The sequence below is a fragment of the Parasutterella secunda genome (assembly GCF_016901835.1).
GTDB classification, from domain to species: Bacteria; Pseudomonadota; Gammaproteobacteria; order Burkholderiales; family Burkholderiaceae_F; genus Aphodousia; species Aphodousia faecavium.
Genome location: NZ_JACJKX010000018.1, coordinates 1 through 20297 on the forward strand (window position 1 = coordinate 1; position 20297 = coordinate 20297).

At 48.2% G+C, this 20297-nt stretch carries 18 protein-coding genes; 8 read left to right on the forward strand and 10 right to left on the reverse strand.

What is annotated here, in order from left to right; genetic code table 11:
- A partial coding sequence (locus H5985_RS08240) for an autotransporter domain-containing protein (RefSeq protein WP_205050839.1) occupies nucleotides 1-380 on the forward strand: 380 nt, incomplete at its 5' end.
- Between the two features lie 268 nt (nucleotides 381-648).
- On the opposite strand, the gene recN is transcribed toward H5985_RS08240, so the two are convergent.
- The 5 genes from recN to H5985_RS08265 form a co-directional block, all read right to left on the reverse strand.
- Entirely contained in the window at nucleotides 649-2325 is a 1677-nt protein-coding gene (gene recN, locus H5985_RS08245; protein WP_205050840.1) for a DNA repair protein RecN, read from the reverse strand.
- A gap of 10 nt (nucleotides 2326-2335) precedes the next feature.
- On the reverse strand, nucleotides 2336-3226 hold the full coding sequence (locus tag H5985_RS08250; protein WP_338124967.1) for an NAD(+)/NADH kinase: 891 nt from the start codon (nucleotides 3224-3226) through the stop codon (nucleotides 2336-2338).
- A 76-nt stretch (nucleotides 3227-3302) separates the two neighbouring features.
- Nucleotides 3303-4094, reverse strand: coding sequence for an enoyl-ACP reductase FabI (gene fabI / locus H5985_RS08255; protein WP_205050841.1), 792 nt, complete (start codon nucleotides 4092-4094; stop codon nucleotides 3303-3305).
- 93 nt (nucleotides 4095-4187) lie between these two features.
- Complete coding sequence (locus tag H5985_RS08260; protein WP_205050842.1) at nucleotides 4188-5705, reverse strand: LysM peptidoglycan-binding domain-containing protein; 1518 nt, start codon at nucleotides 5703-5705, stop codon at nucleotides 4188-4190.
- A gap of 10 nt (nucleotides 5706-5715) precedes the next feature.
- Complete coding sequence (locus H5985_RS08265; protein WP_205050843.1) at nucleotides 5716-6474, reverse strand: helix-turn-helix domain-containing protein; 759 nt, start codon at nucleotides 6472-6474, stop codon at nucleotides 5716-5718.
- 199 nt (nucleotides 6475-6673) lie between these two features.
- Here H5985_RS08265 and hemN point away from each other — a divergent pair, with 199 nt between their 5' ends.
- The 4 genes from hemN (at nucleotide 6674) to H5985_RS08285 (ending at nucleotide 12364) form a co-directional block, all read left to right on the forward strand.
- Complete coding sequence (gene hemN / locus H5985_RS08270) at nucleotides 6674-8068, forward strand: oxygen-independent coproporphyrinogen III oxidase (RefSeq protein ID WP_205050844.1); 1395 nt, start codon at nucleotides 6674-6676, stop codon at nucleotides 8066-8068.
- 382 nt (nucleotides 8069-8450) lie between these two features.
- Complete coding sequence (alaS, locus tag H5985_RS08275; RefSeq protein ID WP_205050845.1) at nucleotides 8451-11072, forward strand: alanine--tRNA ligase; 2622 nt, start codon at nucleotides 8451-8453, stop codon at nucleotides 11070-11072.
- Between the two features lie 3 nt (nucleotides 11073-11075).
- On the forward strand, nucleotides 11076-11303 hold the full coding sequence (locus tag H5985_RS08280; RefSeq protein WP_205050846.1) for a sulfurtransferase TusA family protein: 228 nt from the start codon (nucleotides 11076-11078) through the stop codon (nucleotides 11301-11303).
- Nucleotides 11304-11557: 254 nt separating this feature from the next.
- Nucleotides 11558-12364 carry a Fic family protein gene (locus H5985_RS08285; protein ID WP_205050847.1) on the forward strand — a complete coding sequence of 269 codons (807 nt, stop codon included), beginning with the start codon at nucleotides 11558-11560 and terminating at the stop codon, nucleotides 12362-12364.
- A 122-nt stretch (nucleotides 12365-12486) separates the two neighbouring features.
- Here the strand turns inward: H5985_RS08285 and H5985_RS08290 are convergent, their stop codons facing one another.
- Nucleotides 12487-13257 carry a BPSS1780 family membrane protein gene (locus H5985_RS08290; protein WP_205050848.1) on the reverse strand — a complete coding sequence of 257 codons (771 nt, stop codon included), beginning with the start codon at nucleotides 13255-13257 and terminating at the stop codon, nucleotides 12487-12489.
- A 3-nt stretch (nucleotides 13258-13260) separates the two neighbouring features.
- Nucleotides 13261-13719 (reverse strand): hypothetical protein, encoded by a 459-nt coding sequence (locus tag H5985_RS08295; RefSeq protein WP_205050849.1) that lies wholly within the window; start codon nucleotides 13717-13719, stop codon nucleotides 13261-13263.
- Between the two features lie 183 nt (nucleotides 13720-13902).
- On the opposite strand from H5985_RS08295, the gene polA reads away from it, so the two are divergent.
- Nucleotides 13903-16668, forward strand: a complete 2766-nt coding sequence (polA, locus tag H5985_RS08300) for a DNA polymerase I (protein WP_205050850.1) — start codon at nucleotides 13903-13905, stop codon at nucleotides 16666-16668.
- Between the two features lie 43 nt (nucleotides 16669-16711).
- Here the strand turns inward: polA and H5985_RS08305 are convergent, their stop codons facing one another.
- The 3 genes from H5985_RS08305 to H5985_RS08315 all read right to left on the reverse strand — a co-directional run bounded on the left by H5985_RS08305 (nucleotide 16712) and on the right by H5985_RS08315 (nucleotide 18978).
- A complete protein-coding gene (locus H5985_RS08305; protein ID WP_205050851.1) occupies nucleotides 16712-17173 on the reverse strand; it encodes an META domain-containing protein in 462 nt (153 codons plus the stop codon).
- Between the two features lie 344 nt (nucleotides 17174-17517).
- A complete protein-coding gene (locus H5985_RS08310; RefSeq protein ID WP_205050852.1) occupies nucleotides 17518-18384 on the reverse strand; it encodes a DMT family transporter in 867 nt (288 codons plus the stop codon).
- Between the two features lie 54 nt (nucleotides 18385-18438).
- The gene (locus H5985_RS08315; RefSeq protein WP_205050853.1) at nucleotides 18439-18978 is read right to left on the reverse strand and encodes a methylated-DNA--[protein]-cysteine S-methyltransferase; all 540 of its coding nucleotides are present in this window, start codon (nucleotides 18976-18978) and stop codon (nucleotides 18439-18441) included.
- Between the two features lie 162 nt (nucleotides 18979-19140).
- On the opposite strand from H5985_RS08315, the gene xseB reads away from it, so the two are divergent.
- Both xseB and H5985_RS08325 read left to right on the forward strand, forming a co-directional pair.
- Nucleotides 19141-19401, forward strand: coding sequence for an exodeoxyribonuclease VII small subunit (gene xseB / locus H5985_RS08320; protein WP_205050854.1), 261 nt, complete (start codon nucleotides 19141-19143; stop codon nucleotides 19399-19401).
- Entirely contained in the window at nucleotides 19391-20296 is a 906-nt protein-coding gene (locus H5985_RS08325) for a polyprenyl synthetase family protein (RefSeq protein WP_205050855.1), read from the forward strand. The genes xseB and H5985_RS08325 overlap by 11 nt, the downstream gene beginning before the upstream one ends.
- Nucleotide 20297 lies beyond the last annotated feature (1 nt).

The window sequence follows — 20297 nt, forward strand, 5'->3', positions numbered from 1 at the left end:
TCTATCACGTGCGTAGCGACGGATACTCTGCCGGTCACGGTATCAAGGTTGAAGACTCGGATGCGACAGCGGTTGAATTCCCGATCGGTGCCAAGTTAGCCAAGAGCTTTGAAACGGCGGGCGGTATGACTGTTGCGCCGACCTTCAGCCTGGCTGTTGTGCCGACAGTGGCCGATCGCGATATCGACAGTAAAGTGAAGTTTGCCGGAGCAACCGGTAAATACAACTTTACGTTTGCCGATGACGTTCAAGTTCGTTCGCAATTGGGTGTGCAAGCCGCTAAGGATAACTTCCGCTTCGGTTTGAATGCCGGTTACGATTGGGGTAATGAAGAGCGTTCTGATTTAGCTGTTCAGGCCCAAATGAGGTACCTTTTTTAACTTTATAGCCTAAGAAGTAAGTAGGAATCGGGGATTCGATCTTCGGTTCCCTTTTTTTATTGTTTTTGGGAGTTGGTTAAATAAGAAGAACCCACAATAAAGAGACACCAATTCAGAGATTAGTTATGTTGACAGTGTGGGACGTTCACTTTTTATTTTTTGATGTCAAAAAACATAATATGCTTACGTTTCTTTAAGGTTGTGTCATCCATCAGCGAGTTCTATCAATTTAGGGATTGAATACGTCGAAAAACCAGACTCAAGCGACTCAACCTCGGTAGGAAGTAGCGTTTTCCAACAGTTCGTGGGCGTTGGCACGAGCTTTGGCAGTCACATCGGCCCCCGCAAGCATTCTGGCTAATTCTTCAACCCGTTCCGAGTCAGTTAATTGAGTCAGACGGCTCACGGTTTCTCCACCCTCATCGGACTTTTGTACTTTTAAATGTGTTTGACCGTAGCTTGCCACCTGCGGCAGGTGGGTGACGCATAAAACCTGACGCTCGAAAGACAGTTTTTTCAAAAGCTTACCCACGACATCGGCGACAGCCCCGCAGATACCGGCGTCCACTTCATCAAAAATGAGTGTGTCCACGGGCGTCTCTTTGGACGTGATAACCGAAATAGCCAGGCTGATTCGGGAGAGTTCGCCACCGGAGGCAACCTTGGATAAGGGGCGAGGAGCAACGCCTGTGTGGCCGGCTACGAGAAATTCACACCGCTCAAGTCCTGTCGCCGAGGGATCGGATTGGATAAGCGAGGCTTCAAATTGACCACCGCTCATCGATAACATCTGCATTGCATCGGTGACTTTTTCAGATAGAGCTTTTGCAGCCTGGTGACGCTTTTTTGATAAAGCCTTGGCCGCTGAGCGATAGGCATCATGGGCAGCCTTTTCTTCTTTTTCGAGTTGCTCGAAATCCAGGTTTTGTTGCAAAGCTTCTAACTTATGAGTGGTTTCTTCAAACTTCTCGTAGAGCGTCTCGGGAAGTGTGTGAAACTTCCGAGCAGCATTAAAGTAAAGGGAAACCCGAGCATCGACCTCTTCAAAACGGCTTTCATCCAAATCGGTTCGATCACTGTAGCGCTCAAGTTCCCTCACCGCATCTTCCAAAATAGACTGAGCATCGGCAAGCTGAGAGGCAATTTCGCCTAACTTTTCATCGTATTGAGAAAGCGATTGCAAACGTTCGGTGTTTCGACCGAGAAGCGATAAGGCGCTTTCATCATTGTCAGACAGCTCGGCTGTCGCAGCCGCCAGTGCTTCCAAAATATCGTGAGCATTACCAAGGCGCTTATGCTCGGCATTGAGTTCTTCCCACTCGTCTTTTTGTGGATTGATTTGAGAAAGCTCCTCGTGAACCCAGGCCAAACGTTCGGCTTCATCGTTGAGTTTTTTGGCATCGTCTTTGGCTTTCAAAAGGCGTTGTTCGGCCTGCTGCCAACGATAAAAAGCCTCGCGTGTTTGGGTGAGTTCAGAATCGTACCCGCCGTATGCATCAAGTAGAGTCAGCTGTCCGGCAGGTTTCAACAAAGTTTGTTGGGCATTTTGTCCGTGAATGTCTAGGAGCTTAGCGCTGATTTCCCGAACTTGGGCGGCCGTGACCGAAACCCCGTTTATCCAAAAGCGTGAACGACCGTTGCGATCGATGACCCGGCGAATGATGGCTGTTTTTTCAAGTAGATCATCATCGGCGCAAAGAGCCGCCTCTCTTAAAAGGTTAAGCACTTCGTCATTGATATCAAAAATGGCTGTGAGATCGGCTTGTTTGGCGTTTTCACGAATGACGTCACCGTCAGAGCGCCCACCCAAAACGAGCTGCAAGGCATCAATCAGGATAGATTTCCCTGCACCCGTTTCACCGGTTAAAACCGTCAGCCCGGCATTCAGATCCAGGTGAAGCTCTTTGACAATGACGAAGTCTTTAAGCGAGAGGTGCGTGAGCATGGTTTAGCCGTTAGTCCTTAATGGGAAGAGAAGCGTTATCGGTGGGCATCAGATTCCAGTAGAGCTTGCGACGCAAGGTGTCATAGTGATTGTGGCCGATCGGATGCAAAATGGTAAAGCTTTGCGGCAGTGTACGGATTCGGAGGATATCGCCCTTTTGCATAGGGAAAAAGTCTTGCATATCACAATAGGCCGACGCTTCACGAGCCTCAATAAGGCTGATATCAACAACGCTGGAACCGGGTAAAACAATCGGGCGGTTGGTCAGTGCGTGAGGGGCAACGGGCACCAAAACCATGGCATTTAATGCCGGGTGAAGGATGGGGCCGCCAGCGGCCATCGCATAAGCGGTGGAGCCGGTTGAAGAGGCAACAATCACACCGTCTGCGCGCTGAGTAGCCATCGGATTGCCGTCAACCCAGACGTTAAATTCCACCATGGATCCTGCGCGACCGTGGGTAATCCCGGCATCGTTAACGGCCGTGGCTTCAAATACCATCTGTCCGTGACGATAGACGCGCACGTGCAACATGGCTCGCGTATCGACTTCGTACTGCCCGCGCAACAAGGGCGGTAATCCCTTGTCCATATCCTGAAGTGAAAAGTCGGTGATGAAACCTAAACGGCCGGCGTTAATCGCGATGATGGGTAATTTAAAGCGTGCCATGCGGCGGGCAATCCCCAAGGTTGTACCGTCGCCTCCGAGCATGATAATGACATCGGCTTTTTCGCCTAACTCTTCAAGACTGACACCTTGAGCGCCCGGCAAATGTTCAGCCGTGCTCTCTTCGAGCAGATAATTAACATTTTCGGCCTCTAAGATGGCGAGTAAAGCCCTGAGCGCTTCGCCCATCGGTTCAGTTCGTTTGGCAAAAACTGCCGCAGTCTTAAATGCGTTCACTTCGGATGCCTTTAAAGCAAAAACTGACCGAAATGCAAGCGAGCGTTTCGGTCAGCATCAATCAGACAGTCAACAATTACTCTTCGATATCGGAGCCGATTGCAACACTGTGAAAGCCCGCATCGACGTGAACCACTTCACCGGTGACGGCACTCGCTAAATCAGAGAGCAAGAAAGCGGCTACGTTGCCCACTTCTTCAGTTGTGACAGTGCGACGAAGCGGAGCGTTGGCTTCCATGTGGTGCAACATCTGCGAAAAGCCCTGAATACCGGAAGCGGCCAGGGTTTTGATGGGGCCGGCGGAAATTGCATTGGCGCGAATGCCCTTGGGACCGACTGAGCTTGCAATGTAGCGGGTGCTGGCTTCAAGAGCAGCCTTGCAAAGACCCATCGTGTTGTAGTTGGGAACCACACGTTCACCGCCGAGATAGGTGAGCGTTAAAAGAGAACCTGCACGATCCTGCATTAAGGGTAATGCGGCTCGAGCGATTGCCGGGAACGAGTAAGCGGAAATGTCCATGGCAATACGGAAAGCATCGCGCGTGCAGCCTTCAAGGAAGTCACCTGCGATGGCTTCACGGGGAGCAAAGCCGATGGAATGCACGAGACCGTCTAAGCCGCCCCAACGCTCTTTGATCTGAGCAAAGGTGTCGTTGATCTGTTCGTCACTGGAGACATCCATTTGCAAAACAAAATCGCTGCCGAAGTCAGCGGCAAAACCTGCGACGCGGTCTTTAAAGCGTTCGTTGGCATAGGAAAAGGCAAGTTCTGCACCTTCACGATGGCAGCACTTTGCAATACCGTAAGCGATGGAACGATTGGAAACGATACCCGTGATCAGGATCTTTTTACCTTGAAGAAAACCCATTTGAGCCTCACTCTAATTAGGAAAATGTGTGATAACGGGTTGATTTTAACCAATGACGCGCAAAGTTTGGAAAAAAATAGGCTCTGTGTGCAATCAGTGCGGAATAACCAGTCTTTGACCGGTTCTCAAATCTTTCGTTTTGAGATGGTTTTCATCCATGATGGCGCTTACGCTCGTGCGGTGGCGCTGTGCAATGGTATAGAGCGTATCGCCTCGTTTAACACGATAGGCTGTTTTGCGAAGACCGGTGCGTTGTACTTCGCGTACGGTAAGACGTAGCCGTTGCCCCACCTTAATCGTGTTGCTTTTAAGTCTGTTTTGTTTGCTAATGTCTGCGACTTTTACTCCGAAACGGGCCGCGATGGTCGAGAGCGTATCACCGCTTCTGACGCGATAGGTGATGCGACGGGTAGTGGGAAGTGGCACGAGTCTTAAAGAGGAGTCAGCTTCAGCCACTTGAATATCGCTTTGCCAATGCGCATCCTTAACCAAAACGGTGCTGCCGATTTGAACCCTGCGGTTTTTCGGAATTTTGTTGGCAGCCCTCAATTCGTCTTCAGTCATGGCGTACTTTTTGGCAATGGACTTTAAAGTTTCGCCTTTTTTGACTGTGTGGGTCGACCAGTTGGAGAGCGGTTTTCCCGTTGCCTGCCAATTAATCAGATTGGAGACAAACGTATCGGCTTTATTAGCAGGAATAAGAATCGAACCTTGGTGGGCAGCGACGACGACCGGGCGATTAAAACCGGGATTAAGGAGCTTGAATTCCTGCAGATCCGTTTCGGCTAATTGTGCTGCGGTTTCCAGATCCAGGTCTCGATTCTTATTAATACGAACAAAATACGGTTCATTGGCAATCGCGGGAAGTTTTAAGCCGTACTGCTCGGGGTTTTCAATCAGTTTTTTAATGGCCAGAAGTTTGGGCACGTAACGAGCCGTCTCATTGGGTAGAGGCAGACTCATGTAATCGGTGGGTTTACCCTTGGCGGCGTTCGAAGCAATGGCTCGACGAATACTGCCTTCGCCCCAGTTGTAGGCGGCAAGCGCCAAGTGCCAATCTTCAAAATGGTTATGTAGGTATTGAAGATAGTCAAGAGCGGCTCGAGTGCTTTCAACCACATCGAGACGGGCGTCTCGCCAACTCGATTGTCTTAAATCGAAAATGTCACCGGTTGAGGGTAAAAATTGCCAAAGCCCCGCGGCTTTTGAGCGCGAGAGCGCTTCAGGCTGAAAGGCGCTTTCAACAAAGGGTAGCAGCGCCAACTCTGTCGGCATGCCGCGTTTTTGTGTTTCAGAGACGATGAAATAAAGATACATTCGTGCTCTGAAAGCCATCTGTTCAGTGTAGGGGAGAGCTTTTATATAGCGTTCAAGTTCGCGATTGACAACCGTATCGGGCAGATCAGCCAGACCAAAACCGCGGCGGATCGTGACCCAAATGGTGTCATCGGGATTGACGTGCGAGCGCTGGGCTTCACGCAACTCAACCGATTTAACGAACTCATCTTCAATCGTGATGTCGCCCAGTAAATCGACAAAGTCTGAGCCATAGCTGCAAAGGCTGTAGCCAAGAGTTGCAGCAACAACGATCCAGTGCTTAAAAACTCTCAAGGATTAACCTCTACTCTTCGATGATTTCTTCAGGATTTTGCCCTGAGACAATCGCGCGCAGCCCCTCGGCATCAATGATATGCACGTGTTTTTGGTTGACTGCAATCAGTCTGTCGTGAGAGAAACGAGAGAGCACTCGGCTAACGGTTTCCAGTTTTAATCCCAGGTACGACCCGATTTCCGCACGAGTCATACGAAGCACAAATTCAGTGCGGGAGTAACCGCGAGATTCAAAACGTTGAGAGAGGTTTAAGAGAAAGGCCGCCAGACGTTCTTCAGCGTGCATGGAACCCAGCAACAACATCAGGCCGTGTTGGCGGACAATTTCTCGGGAAAGAATTTTTTGAAAGTGAAGGTTATAGTCTTCGATTTCACTGCAGGCGGCCAGAATCCGTTCGTACGGAATCACGCACACTTCAGTATCTTCAAGAGCAATAACGTCACAGGAGTGTACTTCGTTAGCAATGCCGTCCAGGCCGATCAATTCGCCGGACATGTGAAAATTGGTGACTTGTTCTCGACCGTCACTGCTCATGACGGAACTTTTCAGAAATCCCAGTCGAATGGCGTAAATAGCCTCAAAACGGTCCCCGGCTCTGAAAAGAGGTTCACCTCGATGGATTCGTTTGCGTGAAGCGATCAAGTCTTCCAAACGATCAATATCGCGAAGGGATAATCCGAGCGGGACACAATGCTCGCGGAGGTTGCAATGAGAGCAACTCACTCTGAGTGAAGGAATAGCTGAGAGATTCGGAGACAATGTCGACATGAAATGCCAATCTAAAAATTCGTTCGAAACAAAATGCGACGACGGAGAAAGAGTTTCTTTCAGTTTGCGGTAATAATTTCCGTGCACAATGTGACCGTCGTCACTGATATCGCCTGCTTTTGACTTTCGTCAAAATAAGATTGGTAAATGATATCAGAAGTTTAACCTAAATCAAACAGCTGGATTGTGGGAATTACCTATGTTGACTGATCCGAATTTGACAGGCGTGGAATTGCCGTCGATTGAATTGTTGCAAAAATTTGATGTCCCGGCCCCTCGCTATACATCCTATCCCACGGCCGATCGTTTCAATAAAGATTTTACGGCAGCCGATTATGAAGAGGCCTTAAAAACCCGCGAAACGAATAAGCCGCTGAGTCTTTACGTACATATTCCGTTTTGCAATGACATCTGCTTTTATTGCGGCTGCAACAAGCAAGTCACCCGAGATCATTCCAAAAGCGCCGAGTACCTTGATGTGTTGGATCAGGAAATCGCCCTCGTGCGTGAAAAAATTTCCGGTACAACCGCTGTTAGCCAACTGCACTTCGGCGGTGGCTCTCCGACGTTTTTAAATAATGATGAAATTGAACGAGTGATGCAACTCATTACGAGTCGCTTTCCCTTAGAGCAAGGCGGGGAGTTTTCTATTGAAGTCGATCCCAGAACGTGTCCGCCCGATAAGGTCCGTACGCTCGCCAAAGTCGGATTAAACCGCATGAGCTGCGGGGTACAGGACTTTAATCCGGAAGTGCAAAAAGCAGTCAACCGTATCCAACCCTTTGAAATGACAAAGGAGACGATGGAGGCTGCCCGTGAAGCGGGTTTTCATTCCATCAATATGGATTTGATTTACGGTTTGCCCAAGCAAACACGAAAGAGTTTTGAAAAGACGCTCGATCAGGTGTTGGAGTTATCGCCCGACCGTATTGCGCTTTATCACTATGCGCACTTACCTCATCATTTCCCGCCCCAGCGCCGCATTTTGGATGCAGATTTGCCGAGCACGGTCGAAAAGGTTCACATCATGATGGATGCGATTACCCGACTGACTCAAAACGGCTATCGCTATATCGGTATGGATCACTTTGCTAAGGTGACCGATGAGTTGGCCATTGCTCAACAGGAAGGCAAACTTCAGCGTAACTTCCAGGGTTACTCCACTCGTCCTGACTGTGACATGGTGGCTTTGGGTGTTTCGGCTATCAGTAATGTTCATCATTGCTACGCTTGTAATCCTCGGGAATTGCCGGCCTACTATGAGGCCATTCGTGCAGGACGTTTGGCAACGAACCGCGGCTACAAGTTGAGTGCCGAAGATCAACTGCGTCACGCAGTCATCATGACGATTATGTGTCAGTTCAAAGTCGTCAAGGCTGAGATTGAAGAGCGCTTCGGCATTAATTTTGATCAAACCTTTGCGTACGAATTAAGAAAGCTGCAGAACTATCAAAAGGTCGGTTTTGTTGAATTGACGCCTGAAGAAATTGTGGTAAGCCCGAAGGGCAAGATTTTTGTCCGTGCGGTTGCCATGCAGTTTGATCGTTACTTACGTGAGTCGGACCGTGCGGGTGGCTATTCCAAGATCGCTTAACTAAAAGAAAAAGACAATTCAAAAGAAGAACAAAGGCGTGGACAGCGATTCCCGCCTTTTTTCTTTTGAGTCAGCACTTTGATACAACTCGAGTAACTGTTCGATATATCGAATAAAAATACAGTCTTAGACTAATTTGTTCGATATACCGAATAAAAATATAGTTTTAGATTAATTTGTTCGATGCATTGAACAAATATTAAGAAAACCGGATTGACTAAACGAAAATTATTCGGAAACGATATTTCGCCTGGATGCTATCCTTAGACCGCAAAAAAGGATTAATTCCTCAATTTGAAGAGAAACGACTAAAATAAACAAATTCGCTCTTTAGTTTTGTAGAAAATTAAAGAAATCTGTTTTTTCAATAAAGAGATTAATTATGAAAACTTCGCAAATTCGCGAGACCTTTCTGAAATTTTTTGAAAGCAAAGGTCATACGATTGTGCACTCAAGCCCCGTCGTGCCGGGCAATGACCCGACGCTTTTATTTACCAATGCGGGCATGAACCAATTTAAGGATGTTTTCTTAGGTTTTGATAAGCGTCCGTATACGCGAGCCACCACTGCACAAAAGTGCATCCGTGCAGGCGGCAAGCACAACGACTTGGATAACGTCGGTTACACGGCACGTCACCACACGTTCTTTGAAATGCTGGGCAATTTCAGCTTCGGTGACTATTTCAAGCGTGACGCCATTAAAAACGCCTGGGAACTTTTGACCCAACACTTTCATCTTCCGCCCGAAAAACTTTGGGTAACGGTCTACGCCGAAGATGACGAAGCTTACGATATCTGGAACAAAGAAGTGGGCATTCCTGCCGAGCGTATTGTTCGCATCGGCGACAATAAGGGTGCTCGTTACATGTCGGACAACTTCTGGATGATGGGCGATACGGGACCGTGCGGCCCTTGCTCTGAAATTTTCTACGACCACGGCGAAGAAGTCCAAGGCGGTCCTCCGGGAAGCCCGGATGAAGACGGTGACCGTTATATCGAAATTTGGAACCTTGTGTTCATGCAATTTAACCGTGACGAAAGCGGTGTGATGCACAAGTTGCCGAAACCCTCCGTTGATACGGGGATGGGCTTGGAACGTATCGCCGCTGTGTTGCAGCATGTTCACAGCAACTACGATATTGACCTCTTTAAGAACCTGCTTGCCGCAGCGCGTAAGGCTGTTGAAGAAGCCGGTGCAACCGATGTGGATCCCGACAGCCCCTCTTTGAAGGTGATTGCTGACCATATCCGCGCTTGCACATTCTCTGTTGCTGACGGCATTTTGCCCGGCAATGAAGGCCGTGCCTATGTGTTACGTCGTATTTGCCGTCGCGCTATCCGCCATGGCTACAAGCTCGGTGCTCGCAAGCCCTTCTTTGCAGGTTTGGTTGATGCGGTTGTCGCTGAAATGGGTGAAGCTTATCCGGAAATCAAGAATCCTAAGATTAAGACGATTCTGGCTAAGGAAGAAGAGCGCTTTGCTCAAACCCTCTCTCAAGGTATGCAAATGCTCGAAGAAGCTATTGCTGAAAACAAGAACGGAGTGTTGGATGGTCAGGTTGCCTTTAAGCTTCACGATACCTACGGCTTCCCTGTGGATTTGACCGCTGACGTTTGCCGTGAAAGAAATCTGACGGTCGACATGGACGGTTTTGATGCCGCTATGCAGGAACAACGTGATAAGGCTCGCGCCAGTGCCAAATTCAAGATGGCTGCTGGCCTTGACTATAACGGTGCCGATACGACCTTCACGGGTTACACGGAAACTGAACACCAAGGATCGAAAGTTATCGCCCTGTATTTGGACGGTGAAGAGGTCCAGGAAGTGCCCGCCGGTGAAGACTGTGTGGTGGTCCTCGATGTGACGCCGTTTTACGGTGAAAGCGGCGGCCAGGTGGGCGATACCGGTGTGATGAAAAATGACACCTCGATTGTTCGCGTGATCGATACGCAAAAGATTAAGGCTAAGGTGACCGGTCAGCACGCTCACGTTGAAGAAGGTCATGTGAAAGTGGGTGATGTGTTTGATGTGGCCGTTGATGTTGAACGCCGTGAAAGCATTCGCCGCAATCACTCCGTGGCTCACTTGTTGCAGTACGCTTTGCGTCAGGTCTTGGGTGATCACGTTCAACAACGCGGCTCCTGGGTGGGACCGGATGTGACGCGCTTTGACTTCACCAATACCGAAGCGATGACGCTCGATCAGATTCATGAAGTTGAAAATATTGTCAATCATGAAATTCTTGCCAATGCTCAAGTGACCGTTCGCCAAATGCCGATTGAAGAAGCTAAGAAGACGGGCGCTTTGATGCTTTTCGGTGAAAAGTACGGTGCAACGGTTCGCGTGGTTCAGATCGGTCCGTCTTGCGAACTGTGCGGTGGTACGCATGTCGATCGCACGGGAGACATCGGTTCCTTTAAGATTTTGAGTGAATCGGCTATTGCTGCCGGCATCCGCCGCGTGGAAGTGACAACCGGTATGAACGTTGTGGCTTATACCCGCAAGCAAGAGACGACGATTCGTGAAGTCTGTTCGGCCTTGAAGTCTCCGGTTGATGTGGTGACCGAAAAAGCTCACTCGGTATTTGATACCGTTAAGAGCCTTGAAAAAGAGGTCAATCGTTTGAAAGAAAAGATTGCCCAGATGACCGCCTCTACTTTGGTGGCTTCTGCCAAGGATTTCAACGGCTATAAGCTTTTGGTGGCCAAGGTTGAAGGAATTGAAGCTAAAGCGCTTCGTTCGATGGCCGAAGGTCTGCGTGATCAATTGGGTGAAGCCATTGTGGTCTTGGCCAGTGTCAATGACGGCAAGGTGCAAATCGTTGCCGGCGTTGCCAAGTCTCTCACCTCTCGAGTCAAAGCCGGGGAATTGGCCGGATTTGTTGCCTCTCAAATGGGCGGCAAGGGCGGCGGTAAGCCCGATTTGGCCATGGCCGGTGCTCCGAAGGCTGAAGGCTTGACTCAAGCGTTGGCTGCAGTTGAAGGCTTTTTGCAAGGCAAGTAAGTCATGCGCTTTGATGAGCAGATAGACACACGGGGCACCAAGTGCCCCATGCCGGTTCTTAAAACAAAGAAAGCGTTGGCTAAGATGCAGACCGGTCAGGTGCTCTGCGTATTAGCCACCGATCCGGCCAGTGTGGCTGATTTGGCGCAATTTGCAACCCAGACCGGTCACAAAATTCTTGCCCAAGAAAACCTGAACGGGGAGTGGCATCACTATATTGAACACAAATAGTAAAACGCCTTTTCCAACACACAAAAAAGCTCGATGTTGAAATAATCTTCATCGAGTTTTTTTGTTGTGTAGACCAAATATTAGATTGCAGGAAAAAATTAATAGCGTCGTCGACAGACACCTCTATCGAAGAGTTGAAAACCGATTAAATTCTCTCTTAGGAGTTCTTTTAGTGCCCTTAACATCGGGACTATAAGGAACTTGCGGTAGAATAAACCGTTTGAGAAACCTCAGATAATTGTTGGATAACTACTATGATTCTATCGAAGCAAGAATGGCTGGAGCAGGCTGATAAAGTGCTTACAGAGCTCAAAGCTTGCAGACCGCTATCCGTTGCCGCCGTACAAAGATTACGAGAAGAAATCAAACTGCAAACCACATATGATTCCAACGCTATCGAAGGCTCAACGCTTACGCTGCGAGAGACTGTTTTGGTTGTGAAGGAAGGTATCACTGTAGGGTCCGGCAAGCCCATTCGTGATGTCATGGCCGCTCGGGGTTATGCCGCAGGATTTGATGCGATTTTTGACTTTATAGGGAATCGAACTGAACTTTCTGAAGCCCTAATTCTGAACTTTCACAAATACGTTATGTTGGGGGCTCTGCCTCAATTTTACGGAATATTTCGCGATCATAATGTCAGAATTTTGGGAACCGAATGCAAAACTGCTGAATACTGGGAAATTCCTTATAAAATTCGTGAGCTTGTTGACTGGTTTAACGACCCGTCAAACCTTTTGCATCCTATTGAGAAAGCTTCGTTATTTCATGCCCGGTTTGAAACAATCCATCCGTTTTCCGATGGTAATGGAAGAACTGGCCGGTTGCTTCTGAACTATATGTTGGTTCGAGATGGGTATTGGCCGGTGAACATTCGCTACGCTGAGGATCAAGAGCGGTATTATGACGCCTTGGCCTCGTATAACCGAGACGATAGTGCGGATGCTTTAACCTGTTTGATCGCTGAAAGAGCGATCGAGCAACTAAATTATTGCATTGAAATAGCCAGCCAACAACAAGCTTGTCAAACTATCTTAGATACGGAACGCTCTCATCGTTAATGCCTTAGACTTTTTTGGAAAGAGATATTACAGTATTGAACACAAGTGGTAAGTGCCATTTTCAAATACAAAAAAACTCGATGTTGAAATAATCTTCATCGAGTTTTTTTGAAAGGTTGCTACTAGTCTGAGGTTACGTCACCGAAAATATCGACCCACATTGGCCACATAGTGCTGTAAGCAACCGTAGTCAGGAAAAATCCGACCGGTGTGAGGAAAAAGAGTGCGTAATCGGTGAGATTGACAAAGTCCAGCAGGAAAATGACTGCCAGTGCGCAAATCATCGTGAAAGCGAATATCACGACCAGCAACACGATAACGGCAAGCCAGTTTCTCAGACAGCCGAAAAAGGAATAAAAAATAGCCTTGCCGACAGTCATGTTTTTCCAAGTCACAAGGGCCGGCGCAAACCATGTAGCCATCTGACCGAGTGCGTAGATAATGACTGTAACAATCGCAGCTGTCCACGGGAAATTGTCTAAAACCGAAGCCCAATCCAGTCTTCCGTCAATCACTTTCCATTGACTGACATAGTCAACGGCAAAAAAGACATAGGCGTAGTTAGCAACCAAAATAAAAACAGCATAGATAACGCCTACTCGCATGAGTAAAAAGCGTTTGGTGCGATCCTTGTACAAGTCAAACAGTACGCTGTACATCGGTTGTCTGCCTTCGCAAGCGTCTTTTGTACCTTGAATGACGAGCATCGTACCGAAGGGCATGAAAAATGCCGCCAATACTAAACCGAATAGTGGCAGAGCTCCCAATACGGACATGGTAAAGACATAGAAAATACAGACGCTAACCATGCCGAACGGGGCTTGGCGCACAGCGCTCAAGCCCTCTCGCAACCACTTAAAGGGCGAAGTAAAACTCGCTATATGACCCTGCATGCTTTAGAACCCGAAATTAATAAATTTAGGTGTTCCAAGCGTGTCTTTGCTGTGACCGGGATTGGCGTTGGGGCGATCGGAGCGATTTTCTACGGAGTAAGGGATCTTCGTGCTGCCGGGGGTCACAACGTATTCGGTGATGCGGTTATTTTGATCGCGAATCGTTTCGATTTCCGTGCGCTGAGAGCGCTTGGCAACCTTACCTTCTTCACGGTCCTTACGAGCTTTGGCGTAGTCAGCATCCGTAGGAGCCAAATCGGGGTTGACTTCGTATTGACGAGCTTTTTCTGAGAATTTTTCGTACGAGCCTGCCGTTTTAGGAGCCTTAATCTGATCGTTGGCACTTTGAGCGTCGGCTTCACTGATTTGAGGCGGAGCACTCAAGGGAGCAGCATTGGCCGAAAGTAATGTGGAGCCTAAAAACAAGGCAGCGGCAGCGGTGACTAAAAATGATTTTTTCATACAAATTCCTGAAAAAATATTTTTCGGGGTTCTTAACTTAATTATAGGTTTTGGGATTGTACAGTAGGCAGAAAATTTAATGCTCGCAGGCAACGATCGGAAACGAAATATTTTGTCATTCGGATGAAAAAGACGTTGCTTTCTCTACAATGGCTAGTTGTGATTGATTAAGAGTCATCAGTTATGAAAACCGTTTTATTAGTTGATGGATCCAACTTTTTGTATCGAGCTTTTCACGGTCTGCCGGATCTCAGAACCAGTGCCGGGGAACCCACCGGGGCAATCAAAGGTTTTGCCAATATGCTCAAGATGATTCGCTCGATGATCAAGCCGGATTTTGCGGCTTGCGTTTTCGATGCGCACGGCGGAACTTTCCGTGATCAGATCTACAGCCAATACAAAGCAAACCGTCCGCCGATGCCAGAGGATTTGGCCTCGCAGGTAGAGCCTATTTTTTCCATGGTCAAGGCTCAGGGATGGCCTTTTTTACAAGTACCCGGCATTGAAGCCGATGATGTCATCGGAACACTTGCCAAACAAGCTGAAGAAAAGGGCTTTAAGGTATACATTGCAACGGGTGATAAAGACATGAGTCAGTTGGTCACAGATAATGTCTTTATTCTCAATACGATGACTCGGCAAATTCTCAATGCCGAGGCCGTCAAAGAAAAATACGGCGTGGCGCCTGACAAAATCATTGACTATCTGTCGCTTATGGGCGATGCAGTCGATAACGTTCCGGGAATTACGAAGTGCGGTCCTAAAACGGCGGCCAAATGGGTCAACGAATTCGGCGGTCTTGATGAAATTGTTAAAAGAGCTGATGAGGTCAAGGGCAAAGCAGGTGAGTATTTACGTGAAGGACTTGCCTTTTTGCCGACCGCCAAAGCCCTGGTGACCATTAAAACGGATGCGGATTTGTCTCAATATGTCGAGCAATCCGATGTCTCAACACTCACTTTTAAAGAAGAAGATTCTGCTTTTTTGACGGATTTTTATGCTCGTTGGGAAATGCAGCAGAGCAAAAAGGCCGTTCAAAAGAAAATTGCGCCCAAAGCGAAAACTTCTTCAGAAGACATTCGCACTGCTGATCTTTTTGCCGGTATTCCGGCTGAGCCTGAGCAAAGGCCTGAACCCGTTGAAACAAAGCAGGTACAAATCATTGATTCGGTTGATGCGCTGAATTCACTACGTGAAAAACTCGACAACTGCCCAGGTCCCGTTTCATTTACGCTGTTGTGCGATCCAACCGACGGCATGCACGCAACGGTTACCGGAATTGGTCTGGCGCTGACAAATGAGACGTTTTATGTTCCCGTTAAACGTGATGCAGCGCAAAGCGGCGTGACCGATCAAGAGCTACAAAATGGGCTGGGAGCGTGGTTTGCCTCAGATTCTCCCAAGGTGAGTGCAGAGTGTAAATACGCACGGCACGCGTTAGCCAATATGGGTATTGAACTGAATGCCCGCACAGAGGACGTGACGCTCTTGAGCTACGTGATTGAAGCGCACATGAAGCATGATTTGGCCAATCTGTCTCTGCGTTGGTTAAAAGAAGACGTTCCTTCTTTGGAAGATTTAATTGGAAAAGGTGCGAAACAGATCAGCTGCACTCAGGTTCCGATGGATGAGGCAGCACGTTTTTGTGCCACGCGCACGTTGGCGATCGGAAAGCTTTTTGAAATTCTTCGTGAGCGGGTCAACGCCGATATCGGGTTGAAATCCATTTACGAGACTGTGGAATTACCCACACAAAATGTGCTCTTTATCATGGAGCGCAACGGCGTACTCATTGATTCCATGAGGCTCGGTGCTCAAAGCGATGCACTAGGCGATGAAATCGTCAGGCTCGAGGATAAATGCTGCGAGATGGCAGGCGAGCGATTCAATGTGGCCAGTCCCAAGCAGCTATCTCATATTCTCTTTGATGTACTGCAGATTCCGGTTCCGCCCAAGACCAAGAAAACCGCAACGGGCGGCTACAGCACCAACGAAGATGTGCTGCAGCAATTGGCGCTTGACTATCCCTTACCCAAAGCCATCTTGGAGTACAGACGTTTAAGTAAATTAAAGAGTACTTACACGGACAAATTGCCGATGATGGTTTTTGCTAAAACCGGTCGGGTGCACACGACTTTCGGTCAGACGACAGCGGTAACAGGTAGACTCGCTTCAAGTGATCCGAATTTGCAAAACATTCCTGTCCGTACCGGTGAAGGCCGGCGAGTTCGGGAAGCTTTTGTCGCGCCCACGGGCAGCGTCATTGTTTCGGCAGACTACTCTCAAATCGAACTTCGAATCATGGCTCACTTATCAGGTGATGCAGGCTTATTGGATGCCTTCCATAAGGGGCTTGATATTCACCGGGCAACCGCTGCTGAGGTTTTTGGGGTGGCGCTCGATAAAGTGTCTCCCGATCAGCGTCGTACAGCCAAGGTGATCAATTTCGGGTTGATTTACGGTATGAGTGCTTTCGGTTTGGCGCAAAATTTAGGTATAGAACCGCAGGCGGCGAGAAACTACATTGAACGTTATTTTGCTCGTTATCCCGGTGTGAAAGCCTATATGGAAAAGACCCGTGCACTTGCTCATGAACAAGGGTTTGTGCAGACGGCTTTCGGCAGAAGACTGTGGCTACCGGATATTATGAGTTCTCGAGCACCGGTGCGGGCAGCGGCCGAGCGCGCCGCCATTAATGCCCCGATGCAGGGAACGGCAGCCGACTTGATTAAAAAAGCCATGATTGCGGTTCAGGCTTGGCTTGAAGAAAAACAACTCAAGAGCCTGCTCGTTTTACAGGTGCATGATGAATTGGTGCTTGAGGTGCCCGAAAGTGAACTGACTCTGGTCAAAGAGAGCTTGCCCGAACTCATGCAAAATGTGGCTCAATTGACCGTTCCGCTTATTGCAGAGGTAGGATTCGGCGACAGCTGGGAATCGGCTCACTAAGAAAAAGCCTTCGGAATCTGACTCTCCGAAGGCTTTCAGAATGCTATTGGCATTGACCGGCTTTCTCAGGTTCATACTGAGCAAGCAGTTTTCCTTTCTCATCCCAGAACATCAACCCCTTTTCGTTTTGGGTGAGGTAGCGGGTATTTTGAAGCATATTCAAAAGATTGCCTTCCATTTTCATCGCCTCGGGCGAGCACATTCTGCGAGTGGTGGCAGCCGGAGCAAAAGAAAAACTCTTTCCATCCTGCGTATAGGTGGTATTAAAGAGGTTGCAACCTAAATTACCGGAGACACGGTTTTTGTCCAAAAAGTCCATAACAGGGGGAAGGTTTTCACAATTTTCTTCTCCTTTGGCGGGCGGTTCAGCCGTGACCAATTGCCAGGATGTGCCTTGAAGATTTTTAGCGGCTTGTCCGGTGAGGTTATCGGCCGGATCTTTTTCTGTACAGCCTGTGAGTGCCATCACAAATGCTCCCAAAAGGGCAATAAAAGATTTTTGCATGGTAGTTGTCCCCAAAAAAGTCACCCCAATCGTAGACGAAAGATTCGTCTGCCACCAGTTTTTTTGCATCTTGTTGCCAATTGCAACTATGAGAAAAAAAAAACGGCTAGGGATTTTTTCAAAGCCCTAGCCAAACTCTCTCTTCTCTTGTTCCGGAGGACCAGCTCTGCTTGTCTCTCACGCCTCTAACTTTACCGATCATCGGTTTTAAATACCGATTCAAAATGTTTGTGCTCGCAACCAAATATTTCAGGATAAAGACAGTTTTCCTTGTGCGGTTTAAAAATTCCTATTTAAAACAAATAGATAACTTATTTTAACTTCCTTGTAATTTTTGCATCTTGTTAAGCTTTCTTCTGTTGTCTCTTCGTGAGCATCGTCGCGCAGACGGCGGCCACCATAATAACGGCAATACCGACTTCGGTTGCCAGAGACAGAGTGTCACTGAAGAAGAACCATCCCATCAGTTCGGCAATGATGATGGCGGAAAATTGCAGACAGGAACTTAACAGAACGTTGCCTTGGCCGAAGGCTAAAGTGAGAGAACACTGAGCCAGTGTGGCGCAAAGAGCGATTCCCAATAAATAGATGACGTTACTCGTCGTAACGGGAGAGAGCCCGCCTTCGAGGAAAAAGTTTCCAAGTAATCCATAAACGGTTCCGAAAAGTGTGAAGTAAAACACAATTCGCCAGGAAGGTTCTTTAAGTTGACCGAGTTCTTTAATTTGCCAGTAAGCGACACTGCCTAAAAAGCCTGAGCCCAGTGCGAGCATGGCCCCTAACATTTCGCCGGACGAGAATGAAGGTTGAAGCACGAGGCACACCCCCACAAAGCCCAAGAGAATGCAGCCTAAAAGCCCCCAAGGCATGGGTTGTTTTTTCAATAAAAGGAAAATGACCATGAAGACGGACATAAAAAGGGGCGATGTGTAATTGAGCGTCATGGACGTGCCGACCGGAAGCATGGTTAGAGACACAAACCATAACGACATGGAGACGGTTCCGATGAAGCTGCGCTTAAAGTGTCCGAAGAGGTGAGGCGTAACGATTGTGTAGCCTTTTAGGCGAACAAATCCGTAGATGAGTACAACGCCTGCCAGTGAACGATAAAAAATCAATTCAAAGGAGCCGAAATCATCTCCGGCCATTTTGACAAAGACGGCCATCAGAGAAAAGAAAAAAGAGGCCGAGAGCATCCAAAGCGATTTCATTTTTTTGCGCAAAAAGAAAAGATAGGAAAGGATACACCGAGAGACCCAATTCGCCTAGCTGAACATCAGCTGCAGAGGCTCTTTTGAATTCTTGCTCTCCAAAGTCAAAAGATATTTTTTAGCCTCAAATCCACCGCCATATCCTGTGAGTGAATTGTTCGAGCCCACTATCCGATGACAGGGCACAATAATGGAAAAGGGATTTTGACCCACGGCGCCACCGACGGCACGCACGGCCTGAGGATTATCGATGGTACGGGCGATGTCCCCGTAAGAGACCACTTTCCCGTACTCAATGGACTCGAGCGCACGCCAAACCTTTTTTTGAAAGTCTGTTCCGATAAAGAGAAGAGGAAGATCAAAGCGTTGACGCTTGAGAGCAAAGTATTCTTGAAGTTGTGAAATAGTCTCGGCAATAACCGGGCTGGTCCCTTGGACAAAGGGGCATTTCGTCATTTTTGCAAAACGCTTCAAAATGGCTTCGTGGTGCCAACCGTTTTTCCAGTCGCTCATGACAAGACGGTCGTTGAGACCCGCGAGCACAAGTGTCCCGCAAGGACTTTCCCATTCGGTAAATAAAATCCGCTCGGACATAATTCGTACTAATCAGATTGAAGATACATACTAAGTTTAAAAATGCGGTGAGAGATTGTCGAACGCACCTACCCAAGTCCATCGTCTGGTCTTGAAATTCTAAGAATATTTTTGCCTCAACCGCTAAAATGAATAAGTTACACAAAGATCCGAGAGGTAAAGATGGCACAGCCGAAATCCGTGCAGAAAATGACTTTTGAAGAAGCGATGCAGGAGATGCAGACAATCGTTGAGACGATGAGAAAAGGGGAATTGACCTTAGAGGAAAGTGTCAAGGCCTACAGGCGCGGAAAGGAACTCTCAGCACACTGTCAGTCTTTATTGAATAAAGCGGCAGAAGTCGTGCGTGAGCTTGAAGACGGCAGCGAGGTTGCTTTGCAAGAGTCGGATCTTCGTCAGAAAGGAATGACTGATGGATTTTAAGAGTTGGAGTACTGAGCGGGCCTCGCACTTTGAGTTGTGTGCGAAAAAAGCATTGCCGCCCGATAATCGCTTGCCGTGGAAATTGCATGAAGCGATGCGCTATGCGGTGCTCGACGGCGGCAAACGCATTCGTCCTCTTTTAGCTTATGCCGCCGGCGAATTGGTGGGTGCAAAAGAGGAGGCACTTGATCATATTGCTTTGGCGCTGGAATACATCCACTCGTATTCGCTTGTGCACGATGACATGCCGTGTATGGATAATGACACGCTGCGCCGAGGAAAACTTACCACGCATAAAAAGTATGGTGAGGCGATGGGGATGCTCACAGGCGATGCACTTCAGGCACAGGCTTTTTATGAACTCACTCAAACGAAGCTTGCGGGTGATCAGATTGCTGTTTTAGTTAAAGTTTTAGCGACGGCTGCGGGTTCAGCCGGCATGTGCGGCGGTCAGGCCGTGGATTTGTTGTCCGTTCACCAAAAGCTTGATTTGGATACGCTCACTCTCATGCATCGCCTGAAAACCGGTGCGATGATTCGAGCCAGTGCTCTGATGGGGTTGTATGCCGGTGAACAATTGCCGCCTCCGGCTCTGATCGGGTTAATTATCCAATACGCCGATGCCATCGGCTTGGCCTTCCAAGTGATCGACGATATTCTTGACGTCACGGCAGACACTGCCGTGTTGGGTAAAACCGCCGGCAAGGATGCAGCCGAAGATAAACCCACCTATGTCTCAATTCTGGGATTAAATCAATCCAGAATCATGGCGCAAAATGAAATTAACCGGGCTCTTGAAGCACTGAAATCGATTGAAGAACTCTCCGAAATATACCAAGGCAAAACAACGCGCCTGGAGGAGATCGCCCGATATATTTTGAGCCGTGATCATTAAG